Origin of the sequence: Mycolicibacterium lutetiense (assembly GCF_017876775.1) — a bacterium.
Lineage (GTDB): Bacteria > Actinomycetota > Actinomycetes > Mycobacteriales > Mycobacteriaceae > Mycobacterium > Mycobacterium lutetiense.
The window spans coordinates 1,327,862-1,342,680 of the sequence record NZ_JAGIOP010000001.1; the positions used below are offsets into that span (position 1 = coordinate 1,327,862).

The 14,819-nt window shown below is 66.9% G+C and carries 15 protein-coding genes; 8 read left to right on the forward strand and 7 right to left on the reverse strand.

The window, feature by feature from the left end; all coding sequences use genetic code 11:
* The first annotated feature begins 42 nt into the window (after window positions 1-42).
* Window positions 43-870: a universal stress protein gene (locus tag JOF57_RS06335; RefSeq protein WP_209914907.1), complete on the forward strand. Its 828-nt coding sequence runs from the start codon at window positions 43-45 to the stop codon at window positions 868-870.
* A gap of 10 nt (window positions 871-880) precedes the next feature.
* On the opposite strand, the gene JOF57_RS06340 is transcribed toward JOF57_RS06335, so the two are convergent.
* Genes JOF57_RS06340 through JOF57_RS06360 form a run of 5 tightly spaced genes read right to left on the reverse strand, consistent with a single transcriptional unit; the run spans window position 881 to window position 6,556 of the window.
* Complete coding sequence (locus JOF57_RS06340) at window positions 881-1,621, reverse strand: SDR family NAD(P)-dependent oxidoreductase (protein ID WP_209914910.1); 741 nt, start codon at window positions 1,619-1,621, stop codon at window positions 881-883.
* Window positions 1,622-1,624: 3 nt separating this feature from the next.
* The gene (locus JOF57_RS06345) at window positions 1,625-3,187 is read right to left on the reverse strand and encodes a dipeptide ABC transporter ATP-binding protein (RefSeq protein ID WP_209914913.1); all 1,563 of its coding nucleotides are present in this window, start codon (window positions 3,185-3,187) and stop codon (window positions 1,625-1,627) included.
* Window positions 3,188-3,195: 8 nt separating this feature from the next.
* A complete protein-coding gene (locus JOF57_RS06350) occupies window positions 3,196-4,074 on the reverse strand; it encodes an ABC transporter permease (protein ID WP_209914916.1) in 879 nt (292 codons plus the stop codon).
* Window positions 4,071-5,045 (reverse strand): ABC transporter permease, encoded by a 975-nt coding sequence (locus JOF57_RS06355; RefSeq protein ID WP_209914919.1) that lies wholly within the window; start codon window positions 5,043-5,045, stop codon window positions 4,071-4,073. The genes JOF57_RS06350 and JOF57_RS06355 overlap by 4 nt, the downstream gene beginning before the upstream one ends.
* Window positions 5,042-6,556 (reverse strand): ABC transporter substrate-binding protein, encoded by a 1,515-nt coding sequence (locus tag JOF57_RS06360; protein ID WP_209915870.1) that lies wholly within the window; start codon window positions 6,554-6,556, stop codon window positions 5,042-5,044. The genes JOF57_RS06355 and JOF57_RS06360 overlap by 4 nt, the downstream gene beginning before the upstream one ends.
* Before the next feature lie 171 nt (window positions 6,557-6,727).
* On the opposite strand from JOF57_RS06360, the gene JOF57_RS06365 reads away from it, so the two are divergent.
* Together JOF57_RS06365 and JOF57_RS06370 are read left to right on the forward strand one after the other, a co-directional pair.
* A complete protein-coding gene (locus JOF57_RS06365) occupies window positions 6,728-7,252 on the forward strand; it encodes a hypothetical protein (protein WP_209914922.1) in 525 nt (174 codons plus the stop codon).
* Complete coding sequence (locus JOF57_RS06370; protein ID WP_209914924.1) at window positions 7,249-8,328, forward strand: glycoside hydrolase family 183 protein; 1,080 nt, start codon at window positions 7,249-7,251, stop codon at window positions 8,326-8,328. The genes JOF57_RS06365 and JOF57_RS06370 overlap by 4 nt, the downstream gene beginning before the upstream one ends.
* Window positions 8,329-8,332: 4 nt before the next feature.
* Here the strand turns inward: JOF57_RS06370 and JOF57_RS06375 are convergent, their stop codons facing one another.
* Window positions 8,333-9,079 (reverse strand): 3-oxoacyl-ACP reductase family protein, encoded by a 747-nt coding sequence (locus tag JOF57_RS06375; protein WP_209914927.1) that lies wholly within the window; start codon window positions 9,077-9,079, stop codon window positions 8,333-8,335.
* 161 nt (window positions 9,080-9,240) lie between these two features.
* Here JOF57_RS06375 and JOF57_RS06380 point away from each other — a divergent pair, with 161 nt between their 5' ends.
* Both JOF57_RS06380 and JOF57_RS06385 read left to right on the forward strand, forming a co-directional pair.
* Entirely contained in the window at window positions 9,241-10,323 is a 1,083-nt protein-coding gene (locus JOF57_RS06380; RefSeq protein ID WP_307869971.1) for an NAD(P)H-dependent amine dehydrogenase family protein, read from the forward strand.
* Window positions 10,324-10,386: 63 nt separating this feature from the next.
* Window positions 10,387-12,225, forward strand: coding sequence for an Hsp70 family protein (locus JOF57_RS06385; RefSeq protein WP_209914930.1), 1,839 nt, complete (start codon window positions 10,387-10,389; stop codon window positions 12,223-12,225).
* A gap of 21 nt (window positions 12,226-12,246) precedes the next feature.
* On the opposite strand, the gene JOF57_RS06390 is transcribed toward JOF57_RS06385, so the two are convergent.
* The gene (locus tag JOF57_RS06390) at window positions 12,247-12,606 is read right to left on the reverse strand and encodes an Rv2640c family ArsR-like transcriptional regulator (RefSeq protein ID WP_209914933.1); all 360 of its coding nucleotides are present in this window, start codon (window positions 12,604-12,606) and stop codon (window positions 12,247-12,249) included.
* A 101-nt stretch (window positions 12,607-12,707) separates the two neighbouring features.
* On the opposite strand from JOF57_RS06390, the gene JOF57_RS06395 reads away from it, so the two are divergent.
* The 3 genes from JOF57_RS06395 (at window position 12,708) to arsB (ending at window position 14,813) form a co-directional block, all read left to right on the forward strand.
* Window positions 12,708-13,196 (forward strand): ArsI/CadI family heavy metal resistance metalloenzyme, encoded by a 489-nt coding sequence (locus JOF57_RS06395; protein WP_209914936.1) that lies wholly within the window; start codon window positions 12,708-12,710, stop codon window positions 13,194-13,196.
* Window positions 13,197-13,329: 133 nt separating this feature from the next.
* Window positions 13,330-13,698 carry an ArsR/SmtB family transcription factor gene (locus JOF57_RS06400; RefSeq protein WP_209914939.1) on the forward strand — a complete coding sequence of 123 codons (369 nt, stop codon included), beginning with the start codon at window positions 13,330-13,332 and terminating at the stop codon, window positions 13,696-13,698.
* On the forward strand, window positions 13,695-14,813 hold the full coding sequence (gene arsB, locus JOF57_RS06405) for an ACR3 family arsenite efflux transporter (protein ID WP_209914942.1): 1,119 nt from the start codon (window positions 13,695-13,697) through the stop codon (window positions 14,811-14,813). The genes JOF57_RS06400 and arsB overlap by 4 nt, the downstream gene beginning before the upstream one ends.
* The last annotated feature ends 6 nt before the right edge of the window (window positions 14,814-14,819 follow it).

Consider the following 14,819-nt stretch of genomic DNA (forward strand, 5'->3'; position numbering starts at 1 on the left):
CGCACGAATACCGGACCGCACGTACGGAACAAAGGGACGCAAATGAAGGTAGTGCTCGGGTATGACGGGTCGCTGGCGGCTACCGCGGCGATCAACAACGGTGCTGCGCTGTTCCCGGCCGCCGATGCGGTCGTCGTCTATCTGTGCACGCCACCGTTCGGCAGCAAGGGGCTGAGGGCCCGGTTGCGGCACTCCGCGCGCAACGTCGACGAGTTGATCGATCTCGTCGACAGCGAAAGCGAGCATGAGGCCGCGCGCCTGGTCGACACCGGCGTGATCCTGGCCCGGGCCGCCGGCTGGAATCCCGAAGCGCTGGTCAAGCGCACCTGGGCGGGAGAAGGCCTGGGGCTGGCACAGGTGGCCGAGCAACTTGAACCCGATGTTCTGATCGTCGGAGCCCGCGGCGCAGGCGCCAGCGACTCGAAGATGGGCAGCGTGTCGGACCTGGTGGTGCACCACTCACCCCGCGCGGTGCTCGTGGTGTCCCAGAACATGATCTCCGCTGAATACGACGCGGTCGCCGACGGGCCGGTCGTGGTCGGCATCGACGGCTCGGCCGGTTCCGATCGGGCGCTGGCCGCGGCCGGCGCGTTGTTCCCCGACCGTGAAGTGATCTCGGTCGGGGTGGACGACGGCAGTGCGGTCGACGTCGCCGCTGCCCAGCCCGGGCATCGCGTGCCCAGGTTCCGTGGATCCGGCGCCGGCGCCACCGCCGATGCACTGGTGGCTTTTGCCGACGATCAACGGGCCGGTGTCGTGGTGGTGGGTTCACGCGGCCGGTCGGCGTTGAAGAAGGTGGTGCTGGGCAGCGTGGCAGCAGCGACGTTGCAGCGCACATACCGGCCGGTCCTGGTGGTGCCCGGCGGCTAGCGGGAGGTGCTCATCCCGCGGTCTTACCGGCATCGACGATGTAGACCGCACCGTGTACGGCGGACGCGTCGTCACTGGCCAGGAACGCGATGGTCTTGGCGACATCAGCCACGTCCATCATTCCGCGGGGTGCGGCGATCCTCATGATCAGATTCCAGTCGGCGTCCTCCGGTGCGGCGAACTCGGTGGTCTGCGGGGTCAGCATGCCGCCCGGGCACACCGCGTTGACGCGGAGACGCTCCGAGGTGAACTCGATGGCCAGGGCACGGGTCAGCCCGACGAGTCCGTGCTTGGCCGCGCAATACCCCGCGGAGTAAACCTCGCCCTCGATGCCCGCGATGGACGCGACGTTGACGATGTTGCCGCCGGCCTCCAACAGCTGCGGCAGCGCCGCCCGGCACAGGAAGAACGGCCCGTTGAGGTTGACCGCGAGATCCTTGTCCCAGTCCTCGTCGGTCACCGATACGGTGTGCCGCATCTGGTGAAATCCCGCGACGTTGATCAGTGCGTCGAGTCGGCCGAACTTCTCTACGCACTGCGCCACCGCGTCCCGGCAGGCCTCCGAGGAGGAGATGTCCACCGACGCGTAGGCCCCGCCGGGCACATCCTCGAACACCGTGGCCATCCGTTCGGCGTCCCGGGCCACCCCGAACACCTTCGCCCCACGTGCAGCGAACAATTGGGCCACCGCCGCGCCGAGTCCCGATGAGGCACCGGTGACCAATGCGACCTTTCCATCCAGAGCAGTCATGGTTCACACCTTCTCACGCGGCCCGGCCGGCGGAACCGCGGCCAGCAGGGTGCGCGTGTAGGCGTGCTGTGGTGCGCTGAACAACTCGGCGGCGGGGCCGTATTCGACCACCTCGCCGGCCCGCATCACCAGCACCTCATGGCACATCCGGTGCACCACCGCCAGATCGTGTGCGATGAACAGATAGGTCAGGCCCAGCTCGCGCTGCAGATCCGACAACAGGTCGAGCACCCGTGACTGCACCGACACGTCCAACGATGCGGTGGACTCGTCGAGGATCAACACGTCGGGTTCGGTGGCCAGCGCCCGGGCGATGCTGACGCGTTGGCGTTGCCCTCCGGACAGTTCGTGCGGATAGCGGGACGCGAAATCGGTTGGCAGGCCCACAAGTTCGAGCAGTTCGACGACCCGCCCGGCGCGAGCCTGCCGTCCCGAGGTCAACCGGTGCACGCGCAGCGGCTCGCCGATCGCCGAGCTGACCCGGGCCCGCGGATCGAGTGAGGCGAACGGGTCCTGGAACACCAGGCTGATCCGACGGCGCAGTTCCCGCCCGCCTGCCAGTACGTCATCCCCGGCCAGCGTTGCCGTACCTACCGACGGTGTGGCCAGCCCGGTCAGGACGGCAGCCACCGTCGACTTGCCCGACCCCGATTCGCCGACGATCCCCAGCGTCGTCGCCCGTCGGAGCTGAAACGAGACGTCCTTGACGGCCCGGACTGAGCCGTAGCGCACCTCAAGCTCGTTGGCCTGCAACAGAACCGGGGTGTCGGCCGGGGCGGGGTCAGGTCTGGGGCCGTCGAGCAAAGGGCGGGCGGCCAGCAGTTCGCGGGTATACGGGTGCTGCGGGTGATCGAACACCTGCAGGATCGGTGCCTGCTCGATGACCGCACCGTCGCGGAGCACGGTGACCTCGTCGGCGACCTGGCCGATGACCCCGAGGTCGTGGCTGATCCACACCACCGCGGTGCCGAACTGGCGCTGCAGATCGCCGACGAGATCGATGATCTGGGCCTGGGTGGTGACATCGAGCGCGGTGGTCGGTTCGTCGGCGATGAGCAGTTCCGGATCGCAGGCCAGGGCGATCGCGATCATCACCCGCTGGCGTTGCCCGCCGGACAGTTGATGCGGGTAGGCATCGAGGCGCTCCTGGGGCAGCCCGACCGCCTCGAGCAGCTCACCCGCGCGGGCGTGGGCCCGACGACGGGTCATCTTGCGATGTGTCTCAAGGGTTTCGGTGATCTGACGTTCCACGGTCAGCAGTGGGTTCAGCGACGTCCCCGGATCTTGGAAGACGAACCCGATCCGGCTGCCGTGCACCGCGCGCAGTGCGCGGGCCGAGGCGCCGATCAGTTGGGCGCCACCGGCCAGCGTGCTGGCACCGGAGACCACCGCACCCGGTGCGTCCAACAGGCCGGTGGCGGCCAGCACCGTCATCGACTTGCCCGACCCGGACTCGCCGACGATGCCCATCGTCTGCTCACGATGGACCTCGAACGACACGCCCGCCACGATCTCGCGGCGGCCGATCGCCACCCGCAGGTCGTGCGCATGGAGGACAGGGCCCATTGCCGATTTCACTGCCGCCCCGCCCTTCTCGCCTCGATCGCGGTGCGTTGTTTGGGATCGAGCACATCGCGCAGCCCGTCGCCGAACAGGTTGAACGCCAACACCATCACGAAGATCGCCGCGCCCGGAAACACCGCCATCCACCAGGCCAGCGTGACAAATCCCTGGGCATCGAAGATCATCCGGCCCAGCGACGGCTGCGGCGGCTGGATACCCAGTCCCAGAAACGACAGTGCGGCCTCGGCCAGGATCGCGAACGCCAGGGACAGGGAGAGCTGAACGATCAACGGACCGGCGATGTTCGGCAGGATGTGCCGGATCAGGATGTAGCCGTCACCGGTGCCCATGCTCCGTGACACCGCGACGAATGGTTCCACCCGCACGCCCAGCGCCGAGGCCCGGGCCACCCGCGCGAAGATCGGGATGTAGACGATCCCGATGGCCAGCATCGTGGTGGTGATGCCGGGGCCGAGGACCGCCACGATCGCCAGCGCGAGCAACAACACGGGAAAGGCGAACATCACGTCGACGACACGCATCACCACGGTATCGATCCAGCCGCCCCGGTAACCGGCGAGCACACCGACCATCACGCCGATCCCCGCGGCCAGTGCCACCGAGACCACCGCGACCCGGAGCGACGCGGCGATCGCCACCAGCACCCGCGAGAACACGTCGCGGCCAAGCTCATCGGTGCCGAACCAGTGGGCGGCGCCGGGGCCCTGCAGCGCGCTGGGCACGTCGATGTCGTTGATGCCGTAGGGCGCGATCCAGGTGGCGGCGACCGCGATGACGAGCACGGCCAGAAGCAACCCGGCGCTGATCGCCGTCACCGGATTCGACAACAACAACCGCCAGGACGGCACCCGCGACGTGGTGGACGTCATGACAGCCGGATCCTCGGGTCGACGATCGCATACAGCACATCCACCAGCAGGTTGATCACCAGGAACAACACCGCGATCAACAGCACCGCGCCCTGGATCACCGGATAGTCGCGTGCCGCAACGGAATTGAACACCAGCCGGCCAAGGCCGGGCCAGGCGAACACCACTTCCACCACGATCACGCCTCCCAGGATCGTGGCCAACTGGATTCCGGTGATGGTCAACACCGGAAGCAGGGCGTTGCGCACGATGTGACGGAAGGTGACGACCGGCGGCGGTAGGCCCTTCGACCGGGCGGTTCGGACATAACCCATGGCGGCGACCTCCAGCACCGCGGAGCGCACATAGCGCGTCATGATCGCGCCGGCCACCAGTCCGACCGTGAGTCCGGGCAGAACGATGTGGCGCAGCCAACCGCCCGGGTCAGTCAGGAGCGGCCGGTATCCCGAGGTCGGCAACCAGCCCAGCGTCGAGGCGAACAAACCGATCAGCAGGATGCCCAACCAGAAATCCGGTATCGATACGCCGAACTGGCTCGCGATCCGCACGAGCGCATCGCTGACCCGGCCCTCCCGCAGCGCCGCGAAGATCCCGGCGGGCAGCGCGATCGCCAGGGCGATGAGGATGCCGACCACCCCGAGGGATAACGTTGCCGGCAGTCGGTCGAGGAGGGTGACGGTGACCGGGTCGCCGTTGCGGAAACTGACCCCGAGATCACCGGTCAGTGCCGAGCCCAGATAGGAGAAGAACTGCTCGACGATGGGTCGGTCCATCCCGCTGGCCGCACGCAGTGCGTCGTAGGCCTGCGGGGTGTAGCGGGTGCCCAGGGCAATCCGGACCGGATCACCCGGCACCAGGTGCACCAAGGCAAATACCACAATCAGAACCCCGATGAGCACCACCGCCGAGTAGAGCAGCCGCCGACCCAGGAACGCCAGGATCGGAGAACTCCGCAATGCCTTCTTGGTCACCGGGTTTCCCCTCGGTCAAGATCGGCGGTGCGGAACCGGACGGCACCGTCGCGGCGCACCTGATACCCCGACAAATTGTCGGCCCAGGCCTGGATCACCGACGGGTTGTACAGGTAGATGTAGCTGGCCTGATCCGCGATCCGGGTTGCAGCCTTGGCGTAGAGGTCTTTTCGCTTGGCGGCATCGGTTTCGGTGCGGCCGGCGTCGAGCAGCCGGTCGACCTCGGGGTCGGCGAACTTCTGGGCGTTGCTGGTGCCGTGCGAGTGATGCTGGGCGTAGTAGAAGTCGTCCGGGTCGATGTTGCCCAGCCAGCCCATCATCAGCATGTCGAAGTGGCCGGTGTTCTGCTCGTCCAGCCAGGTCGCGAAGTCCACGGTGCGGATGTTCACGGTGATACCAAGCGGCGCAAGGTTGTCGGCGATGATCTGGGCTGCCGTCACCGTCTCGGGGTACTCACTGGTCACCAACATGTCCAGATCGTGCGGGGCGGCACCGGCTTCTCGGAGGAGGCCACGGGCTGTCTCTACGGAGTAGTCGTACCGGTGGTAATCGGTGAACCACGGACTGCCGCGCGGGATCGCGAGTTGATTGACTTCGGCGGTGCGGTAGCTGGTAGCCGCGGCGATCGCTTCCCGGTCGATGCCGTACGCGATGGCCTGACGCGCCCGGGGGTCGTTCCAAGGCGGCCGGGCCTCGTTGAGCGCCAGGTACCAGTAGTCGTTGCCCGGCGTGACCGCCAGCGTCAGCGAATCGTCGTTGCGCAACTGGGCTACCCGCTGTGGTGGTACCGCATCCGTCCAGTCGATCTCGCCGGCCTGCAGCGCCGAGAGCGCCGTCGTCGCCTCGGAGATGAACCGGAACGTCACCCCGGATACCGGGGGAGTCCCTCCCCAATAGTTCGGGTTCACTTTCAGTGTGATCGAGTCGCCGCTGCGGCGTCCGGCGAACGAGAACGGGCCGGTGCCGATCGGATGGGTGGCGATCTGGCCGCTCTCGACATTGGCCCGTTGCACGATCGCCATCCCCTTGAACCCGCCGAGGTTGGTCAACAGGTTCGGGGTGGGATGGCGGACCGTGACCCGCACGGTCGCCGGATCGAGCGCGGTGACGCTGCTGACCGCACTGAACTTGTCGACGTTGGTCAACTGCTCATCGATGATTCGCCGGTAGGAATACACCACGTCGTCAGCGGTCAGCGGTGTGCCGTCATGCCAGCGCACGCCGTCACGCAGGTGAAAGGTCCACGCCAGTTGGTCGTCGCTGACGTCCCAGGTTCGGGCCAGTGCCGGCCGCATCTGCAGGTTCTCGTCCGGTTCGACCAGCGTGTCGAAGACGTTCTCCAGCACCTCGAACGAGAAGTAGGCACTGGTCCGGTGCGGGTCGAGTTGATCGGGTTCGCCCGCGATGGCCGCGATGAGGTTGCCCGACGCTTCGTCGCCCAGGTTGACGCGGCTGCCCGTCGAACACGCCGCCGAGCAGGCAGCCAGCAGGAACACCAGGACTGCTGCCAACGCTTTAGCCGCTGGTCGTGCGGTCACGATCTCTCCAGGATCACCGCGGGCGATCCGTTCGTGCGCTCACCCGCTAGGGCCGTCACATGGCCCGGTCTGAGGTGTCCCTACCCATACCGGTGACGGCGCTGATGAAGACTGCGATACTCACCCATTGTGACCTTCAAGCGCATGGCAGCAGCAGCCGCCCTGACAATCGCCGCCGCGACGGGGCTCGGTGTGGGGTCGGCGAGCCCGGCCCACGCAGAACCCGTGATGCAGGGTGTTTACAACTACACGCAGGAAGGGCTGGGTAATGAGACCTGGTCCATCTACCCGTCGTGCGTCCCGACGGTGGGCGATCTGCGTGAGCCTCTCGAACTGGCCGTGGCGTGCCGGTTGCACGTCGAGTCGACACGTGGCACCAAGGGCGGCGACGCCCGGCTGACGGGCGGACAGTGGGTCTTTTCGACTGCGGTGCTCGAGGGCATCCAGTGCAAGGACGGCAGCTGGGAGCCGATCAACGAGACCTACAAGTTCGACGACGTGGCGCTCACGGGCACCCGCAGCGTGGCCAACAACGAGGCCTGCGGCGGCACCCTGGCACCGGCGGTCCACACCTTTCCGTTCACGTTGAAATTCGATCGGCCCCTGCCGATTCCGAACAACCTTTATCCGATGAATTGTCAGACCTGGGGCCTGCGCTTGTGCATATGAGCGGTGCCGTCCCGCTGATCGATGGCAAGGTATGCGACATCACCGGTCCGGGACGCACTGACCGGTTCGGGGTGACCGCCACCGATCTGGGTGCGTCGATCATCGCGCCCAACGGCAAGTTGGTGTCGGTCTTCGGGGACACGTTCTCCGGCAGTCGTGTCGGGAAGGGCGACTGGCGCTCACCGGTGGTCCTGATCGGCACCGGCGACGCCAACCACGAGATCGTCTACGAATCCGCCGGGGGAGCAGACCCCGAGTACGCGCGGCAGCTGTGGCACTACCTCCACGACGACGAGGCATCCGGGTGGCGGCGCGGTGGCATCAGCACCGTGATCCCGTCGGATCTGCTGCGGGTCGGCGACTCGCTGTACCTGCACGCGATCGTCAATCATGGCTTCGGCACGGTCATCTGGACCGAGATATGGCGCTCCGACGACAGCGGGGTGTCATGGACCCATCTGGGTGAAGAGGCGAAGTTCCCGGCGGATCTGCACGATGGCCATGCCCAATGCTGGTCGTGGGACTTCGATCCCCACGACGGTTGGGTGTACGTGGTGGCAACGGGATTCCAACGGGACAAGGGCATCATCCTGATGCGGGTCCGCCCCGATCAGATCGGCCGACGGTCGCAGTACTCCAGCTGGGGGTTCGCCAACGGACGGTGGCAGTGGGGGCGTCAGGCCACGCCGATCACCCCGCCGGACGAGACGTGGGGTGAGCTGACCTTCCGCCGCACCGCTCCGGGCAGATGGGTGCTAGGCGGATTCCTGGCGTCGTCCTACGCACTGGGCTACCGGGTGGTGTCCTCTCCGGTGGCCAACATGTACACCACCGGAGTCCAGACACCGATCACCGGATCGTCGTGGGACGCCGAGGACCACGCGGACAGCAAGGTAGCCCAGTTGTACGGCGGCTACCTGCTGCCGGGCTCCCGCTTCGGCATCACCGGCGGTGTCGGACTGGTGGTCTCACAGTGGCGCACGGACACCGGGTGGCCCTACCGGGCAATGCAATTCAAGTCGAAGCTGAAGGACACGTCCAAGAAGCCGCAGCGGCCGGATCCGATCAACCTGTGAGCGATCAGGCGGTAAAGCCGCCGTCGACGTTCCAGTTCGCCCCGGTGACGTAGCCCGACTCCGGGCCGGCCAGGAAGCTCACCACGGCCGCGATGTCGCTGGTATGCCCGTAGCGTCCCAGCGCGGTCGTTTGCCTTACGACATCGGCGAATTCACCTTCGTCAGGGTTCATGTCGGTGGCGATCGGACCCGGTTGCACGTTGTTGACGGTGATGCCGCGGGGCCCAAGGTCACGTGCCAGCGCGCGCGTCAGGGAGGAAACCGCCCCCTTGGTCATCGCGTACACGGCGGTTCCACCGGTGGGCACCCGATCGGCGTTGATGCTGCCGATGTTGATGATCCGGGACCCCTGACCGAGATGGCTGACCGCAGCGCGGATGGCCGAGTACACCCCACCGATGTTGATGGCGACCAGCCGGTCGAACTGCTCCTGCGGGAACTCGTCGATCGGTGCCAGGTAGGCGGTTCCGGCATTGTTGACCAGCACGTCCAATCCGCCGAGCGCACCCACCGCCTCCTCGACGGCATTCGACACCTGTGCCGGATCGGCGCTGTCAGCCTGGATCGCGACGACCTTCGCGCCGTCTGCGCTCAACTCGGCGACCAGCTTGTCGGCCTCGGCGGCAGAGGCCCCGTAGGTGAACGCCACCGCGGCGCCGTCAGCGGCGAGCCGCCGCACGATCCCTGCGCCGATTCCGCGGGATCCGCCGGTCACCAGTGCGCGTCGTCCGGCCAGTGTGGTTGTGCTCATCGGAGTCCCTCTCGTGGTGAGTTCGAAGCTGTGCGAACCGATCGATTACTAAGGACATGCGGCCGCACGATATCGATGCCGGGTGTGACCGGTATCACCGTGCGAACATCTGCCGACGGGCTGGCCGGAACCGCCACGGGGAGCTAGGTAGTACACCTAAGGTGAACGCCGTGACGAAACGAGTTGTGGTCTGGGGCACCGGTTTTGTGGGCAGTATGGTGATCGCCGAGATCGTCAAACATCCCTTGTTCGAGCTGGTGGGGGTGGGTGTCAGCAATCCGGAGAAGGTGGGCCGCGACGTCGGCGAGATCTGTGGCCTGGGCGCCCCGGTCGGTATCACCGCGACCGACGATATCGACGCACTGATCGCGTTGAAGCCCGATGCGCTGGTCCACTACGGGCCGACCGCCGCCCACGCCGACGTCAACATCGACGTCATCACCCGGTTCCTGCGGGCCGGCATCGATGTCTGTTCCACCGCGATGACCCCCTGGGTGTGGCCCAAGATGCACCTCAACCCGCCCAACTGGATCGAGCCCATCACCGAGGCGTGCGAGGCCGGCGGGGCGTCGTGCTTCACCACCGGGATCGACCCGGGTTTCGCCAACGACCTGTTCCCGATGACCCTGATGGGCCTGTGTTCGGAGGTGCGTCAGGTGCGGGCATCAGAACTCCTGGACTACACCAATTACACCGGCGACTACGAGTTCGAGATGGGCATCGGCAAACCGCCTGAGCACCGCGCCCTGCTGGAGAACCCGGACATCCTGATCTTCGCCTGGGGCGCAACGGTTCCGATGATCGCGCACGCCGCGGGGATCGAACTCGACGAGATCACCACCACGTGGGACAAATGGATCACCCCGGACGAACGCAAGTCGGCCAAGGGCATCATCCCGGCCGGCAACGTCGCTGCGGTGCGGTTCACGATCAACGGTGTCTACCGCGGCGAGAACCGGATCCAGCTCGAGCACGTCAACCGGATCGGCCTGGACGCGGCACCGGACTGGCCGTCGGGAATCGACAACGACGTCTACCGCGTCGACATCGAGGGCACTCCGAGCATCTCCCAGGAGACCGCGTTCCGGTTCACCGACTGCTCCGGCCGCGATGCCGCCGCCGCGGGCTGCCTGGCCACCGGCCTGCGCGCCCTCAATGCCGTACCCGCGGTGAATCAACATTTGCCCGGATGGGTCACACCTCTGGATCTACCGCTGATTCCAGGGTTCGGCACCATTCGCTAGGTAACGCGCGCCGCGTCAAACGAGATGGACTACCGGATAGGGTTCTTCTCGAAACGGGGTGACATGGCTGACGGGATCGGGTTGTCGATCGGATCGACAAACCTCACAGCGGTAGTGGTGGGCCGCGCCGCGGTGACGCGGTCGCCGGTGCTGACGCTCTTCCCGCATCGGGCTGCCGAAGTGGGGGTACCCAGCGAGAACCCCAACCTGAACGAGCGCGGTCTGATCCTCACCGACTTCGTCGAACGGGTGGGGGACCCGGTCGGGATGCTCGCCCCCGACGGCTCGTCGCACCGGGGCGAGACCGTGCTGGCCGACGCCTTGGCGGCGCTGCTCCGCGCCCTGACCGGGGGACGACCACCCGCCGATCCGATCACCGTCACCCATCCCGCGCATTGGCGGCCGAACCAGGTCGAGGCGCTGCGCACCGAGCTGGCGGCTGTCGGCGGTTTCGGTGATCCGGTGCTGGTGCCCGACGCGGTGGCAGCGCTGGTCGCACTCCAGGACAACCCCGGGGTGCCGACGCGTGGCGTGATCGCGGTGTGTGACTTCGGGGGCAGCGGAACCAGCATCACCCTCGCCGACGCGGACAACGGGTATAGGCCGATTGCCCCGACCATTCGGCATTCCGACCTGTCCGGTGACCTGATCGACCAGGGTCTGCTCACCCATGTGGTGAACGACCTGTCCGCCGCCGGGTCGATCGATCTGGCCAGCACCTCGGCGATCGGCTCGCTCGGTCGTCTGCGCACCGAATGCCGGCGCGGCAAAGAACGGCTGTCCACCGAATCCGTCACGGCGCTGGTCGCCGAACTGCCGGGGCACCGCAGCGACGTACGGCTGAACCGCAACGAACTCGATGACGTGCTCGCCCAACCGCTGCGCGAGTTCATGTCCGTCCTTGGGGGTGCGATAGAGCGCACCGGGTTGCGCACCGGCGAGCTGGTGGCGGTGGCCTCCACCGGCGGGGGCGCCCGGATCCCCGCGATCACGACGACGCTGTCCGAACACCTCCGCCTGCCGGTCATCACCGCGGCCCAGCCGGAGCTGACCCCGGCCATCGGCGGTGGCCTGATCGCGGTGCGCGGCACCGTGGAGGACGGGAGAACCGCCATGGCCCCGGCGTCGGCGGCAGCCCCGCCAACGCAGGCCGCGGCTTTGGTGGCGCCCGAACCTCCGGCGGCGTCGCAGGCGTTGGCCTGGTCGGATGCTGAGCACCTGCCTGACGTCGCGCCGGTCGATGACTACCGCGCCGAGGAATACGGCGACGATTACGGGGCCGACTTCGACACCGGATTGGACACTGGATTCGACGCCGCAGGCGGACGGACCACGGCGCGACCTCAACTCGAGTTCGGCGATCGCGAGCTGACCGAACGCGACGAGATCGCAGCCCGGCCCTGGTATCGCCGTCCGCCCGTGATTCTGGGTGCCGGCGCCGCCGCCGTGCTGGTTGTCGTCCTGGCGGCGTTGGTGACTGTTATGGGGAGCGACGAGCCCACCCGTCCGGCGTCGACCTCCAAGGCAGTCACGTCGACGACGGCGGCCCCGGACGAGCAGGCGCCTGCCGTGCCGGTCGACGAACCCGTCACCGACCAGGCACCGCAGACCGTCACGCACGAGGCGCCGGCCCCGCACACCGTGACCCAGACGGTCGAGCAGCCCGCTCCAGAGGCTCCGCCGGTGACGCAGGACCCGCCGCCCGCCGAGACGACGCCTACACCGACGACGACGGAAGCGCCGCCGACGACCACGCAGCCGCCGACCACCACGCAGCCGCCCACGACCACCACGCAGGCGCCGACCACCACTCAGGCGCCCTGGAGTCCCACCGCCCCGTATCCGACGATCCCCGGCCTACCGTGGGTGCCGGCGCCGGGTGGCGGTCATACCGGGGGCTGACGTTTCACGTCGGCGTGCGGGCTAGGTGCAGCAGTTCGGGTCGAGCACCACGCATAAGGCCTGCAGGGCTTCGGGTTTCACCCGGTGAAAGACGTTCATGCCGCGCCGATCGGAGATCACCAACCCGGCCTTGCGGAGTTGGCCCAGGTGATGGCTGACCGTGGATTCGGCTAGGCCGAGCACCGCGGCGAGATCCCCGCTGGTCTCCTCCCCGGGGCGCGAACTGAACAACAGCGACGTGATCTTCACCCGCACCGGGTCGGCCAGGGCTTTCAGCCGCATAGCCACCTCCAGCGCATCGGCGTCGCTGAGCGGCCCGGCGGCCACCGGAGCGCAGCACACCGGGGCGGACATGTCGATCACGGGCAGCGCTTTGGGCATGGCATCTATCTTGCCACAGTTCTTGACATATATCGAAAAGGTGGCATTCTAGCGTGACGCGTCAGTTCGATATATGTCTCAGCCCTAGTGGGAGGTTCCTCATGTCCCGTGTTCAACTCGCCCTCAACGTCGACGATCTCGACGAGGCGATCACGTTCTACTCCAAGTTGTTCAACACCACCCCTGCCAAGGTGAAGCCTGGTTACGCGAACTTCGCGGTCTCCGAGCCGCCGCTGAAGCTGGTGCTGCTGGAAAACCCTGGCAAGGGCGGCACCATCAACCACCTCGGCGTGGAGGTCGAATCCAGCGAAACGGTGCATGCCGAGATCGCCCGACTGACCGGTGAAGGCCTGTTCACCGACGAGGAGATCGGCACCACGTGTTGCTTCGCCACCCAGGACAAGGTCTGGGTGACCGGCCCGGCCGGCGAGAAGTGGGAGGTCTACACCGTGCTGTCCGACTCCGAGACGTTCGGCACCAGCCCGCAGCTGCTCGCTGACGGCGAGCCGAGCGAGGGTGGGGTCTGCTGCGGCGGCAGCGCGGCAGACGACGCTGATCCCCAGACGGCGAAGGCGACATCCTGCTGTTAGCCGTCCCAGTCTGGGCCAGGTGGCGGTCGTCATGTCGCGGTTCTCCGCTCGTCGAAACCCAACGGCCGGACGGCAGTCAGTGTTCACCGACCACGCACTTGCAGGCGGTATCGATAACTGTCAATATCGATGTATGTCGAAATCATCGGATCCCATCGACGACGCGTGCTGCCCACCCGGGGCACTGCTGCGTGAACCCCTCTCGGCGGCGCAGGCCACCGACATGGCGGTCAAGCTCAAGGCCCTGGCCGATCCGGTCCGCCTTCAGTTGTTCTCGGCGATCGCCAGCCGCGCCGGCGGCGAAGCCTGTGTCTGCGACATCTCGGCCGGGGTGGAGGTCTCCCAACCCACGGTGAGCCATCACCTCAAGGTGCTGCGCGATGCGGGCCTGCTGACCTCACAGCGCCGGGCGTCGTGGGTCTATTACGCGGTGATACCCGAAGCGCTGGCCAGCCTGACCGTGCTGCTCGGCGTTGATGCGGCAGCGGGGGTGCCGGCATGACCGACACCGCCACGACGTCAACACCGGTGGTCGGTAAGCTCTCCACCCTGGATCGGTTCCTGCCGGTCTGGATCGGTGCCGCCATGGTCGCCGGCCTGCTGCTGGGCCGCTGGATCCCGGGTTTGAACACCGCACTGGAAAAGGTTGCGATCGACGGGATTTCACTGCCCATAGCCCTCGGTTTGTTGATCATGATGTACCCGGTCCTGGCCAAGGTGCGCTACGACCGCCTCGACACCGTCACCGGCGACCGCAAACTGCTGCTCTCCTCGCTGCTGCTGAACTGGGTGCTCGGCCCGGCGTTGATGTTCGCGCTGGCCTGGCTGCTGCTACCGGACCTGCCCGAATACCGCACCGGCCTGATCATCGTCGGGCTGGCCCGCTGCATCGCCATGGTCATCATCTGGAACGACCTGGCCTGCGGCGACCGAGAAGCCGCCGCCGTGCTGGTCGCATTGAACTCGATCTTCCAGGTCATCATGTTCGCCGTGCTGGGCTGGTTCTATCTCTCAGTGCTGCCCGGCTGGCTCGGCCTGGAACAAACCACCATTTCGACATCACCGTGGCAGATCGCCAAGTCGGTGCTCATCTTCCTCGGCATCCCCCTGGCCGCCGGCTACCTGTCGCGCCGCATCGGCGAAAAGGCAAAAGGCCGCGACTGGTATGAGTCGACGTTCCTGCCCAGGATCGGGCCGTGGGCGCTCTACGGGTTGCTATTCACCATCGTGATTCTCTTTGCCCTGCAAGGCGAACAGATCACCAACCGGCCCCTGGACGTAGTCCGCATCGCGCTGCCCCTGCTGGCGTATTTCGCGATCATGTGGGGTGGGGGCTACCTGCTCGGCACCATCTTGGATCTCGGCTACGAGCGCACCACCACCCTGGCATTCACCGCCGCGGGCAACAACTTCGAACTGGCCATCGCGGTGGCCATCGCCACATACGGCGCCACCTCCGGACAAGCACTGGCCGGCGTGGTCGGGCCGCTGATCGAGGTGCCGGTCCTGGTCGCCCTGGTCTATGTCTCCCTGGCGCTACGCAAACGGTTCGGCCACCACACCTCCCAACACCTCCCCGCCACTGGCTCGACGACCAGAACGGAACCCACCCCATGACTGACA

What these genes read in the sequence shown, in the direction of transcription:
- JOF57_RS06335 (WP_209914907.1), top strand. Translation starts at nt 43, where the DNA reads ATGAAGGTAGTGCTCGGGTATGACGGGTCGCTGGCGGCTACCGCGGCG.
- JOF57_RS06340 (WP_209914910.1), bottom strand. Translation starts at nt 1,621, where the DNA reads ATGACTGCTCTGGATGGAAAGGTCGCATTGGTCACCGGTGCCTCATCG.
- JOF57_RS06345 (WP_209914913.1), bottom strand. Translation starts at nt 3,187, where the DNA reads ATGGGCCCTGTCCTCCATGCGCACGACCTGCGGGTGGCGATCGGCCGC.
- JOF57_RS06375 (WP_209914927.1), bottom strand. Translation starts at nt 9,079, where the DNA reads ATGAGCACAACCACACTGGCCGGACGACGCGCACTGGTGACCGGCGGA.
- JOF57_RS06370 (WP_209914924.1), top strand. Translation starts at nt 7,249, where the DNA reads ATGAGCGGTGCCGTCCCGCTGATCGATGGCAAGGTATGCGACATCACC.
- JOF57_RS06350 (WP_209914916.1), bottom strand. Translation starts at nt 4,074, where the DNA reads ATGACGTCCACCACGTCGCGGGTGCCGTCCTGGCGGTTGTTGTTGTCG.
- JOF57_RS06390 (WP_209914933.1), bottom strand. Translation starts at nt 12,606, where the DNA reads ATGCCCAAAGCGCTGCCCGTGATCGACATGTCCGCCCCGGTGTGCTGC.
- JOF57_RS06400 (WP_209914939.1), top strand. Translation starts at nt 13,330, where the DNA reads ATGTCGAAATCATCGGATCCCATCGACGACGCGTGCTGCCCACCCGGG.
- arsB (WP_209914942.1), top strand. Translation starts at nt 13,695, where the DNA reads ATGACCGACACCGCCACGACGTCAACACCGGTGGTCGGTAAGCTCTCC.
- JOF57_RS06385 (WP_209914930.1), top strand. Translation starts at nt 10,387, where the DNA reads ATGGCTGACGGGATCGGGTTGTCGATCGGATCGACAAACCTCACAGCG.
- JOF57_RS06365 (WP_209914922.1), top strand. Translation starts at nt 6,728, where the DNA reads ATGGCAGCAGCAGCCGCCCTGACAATCGCCGCCGCGACGGGGCTCGGT.
- JOF57_RS06395 (WP_209914936.1), top strand. Translation starts at nt 12,708, where the DNA reads ATGTCCCGTGTTCAACTCGCCCTCAACGTCGACGATCTCGACGAGGCG.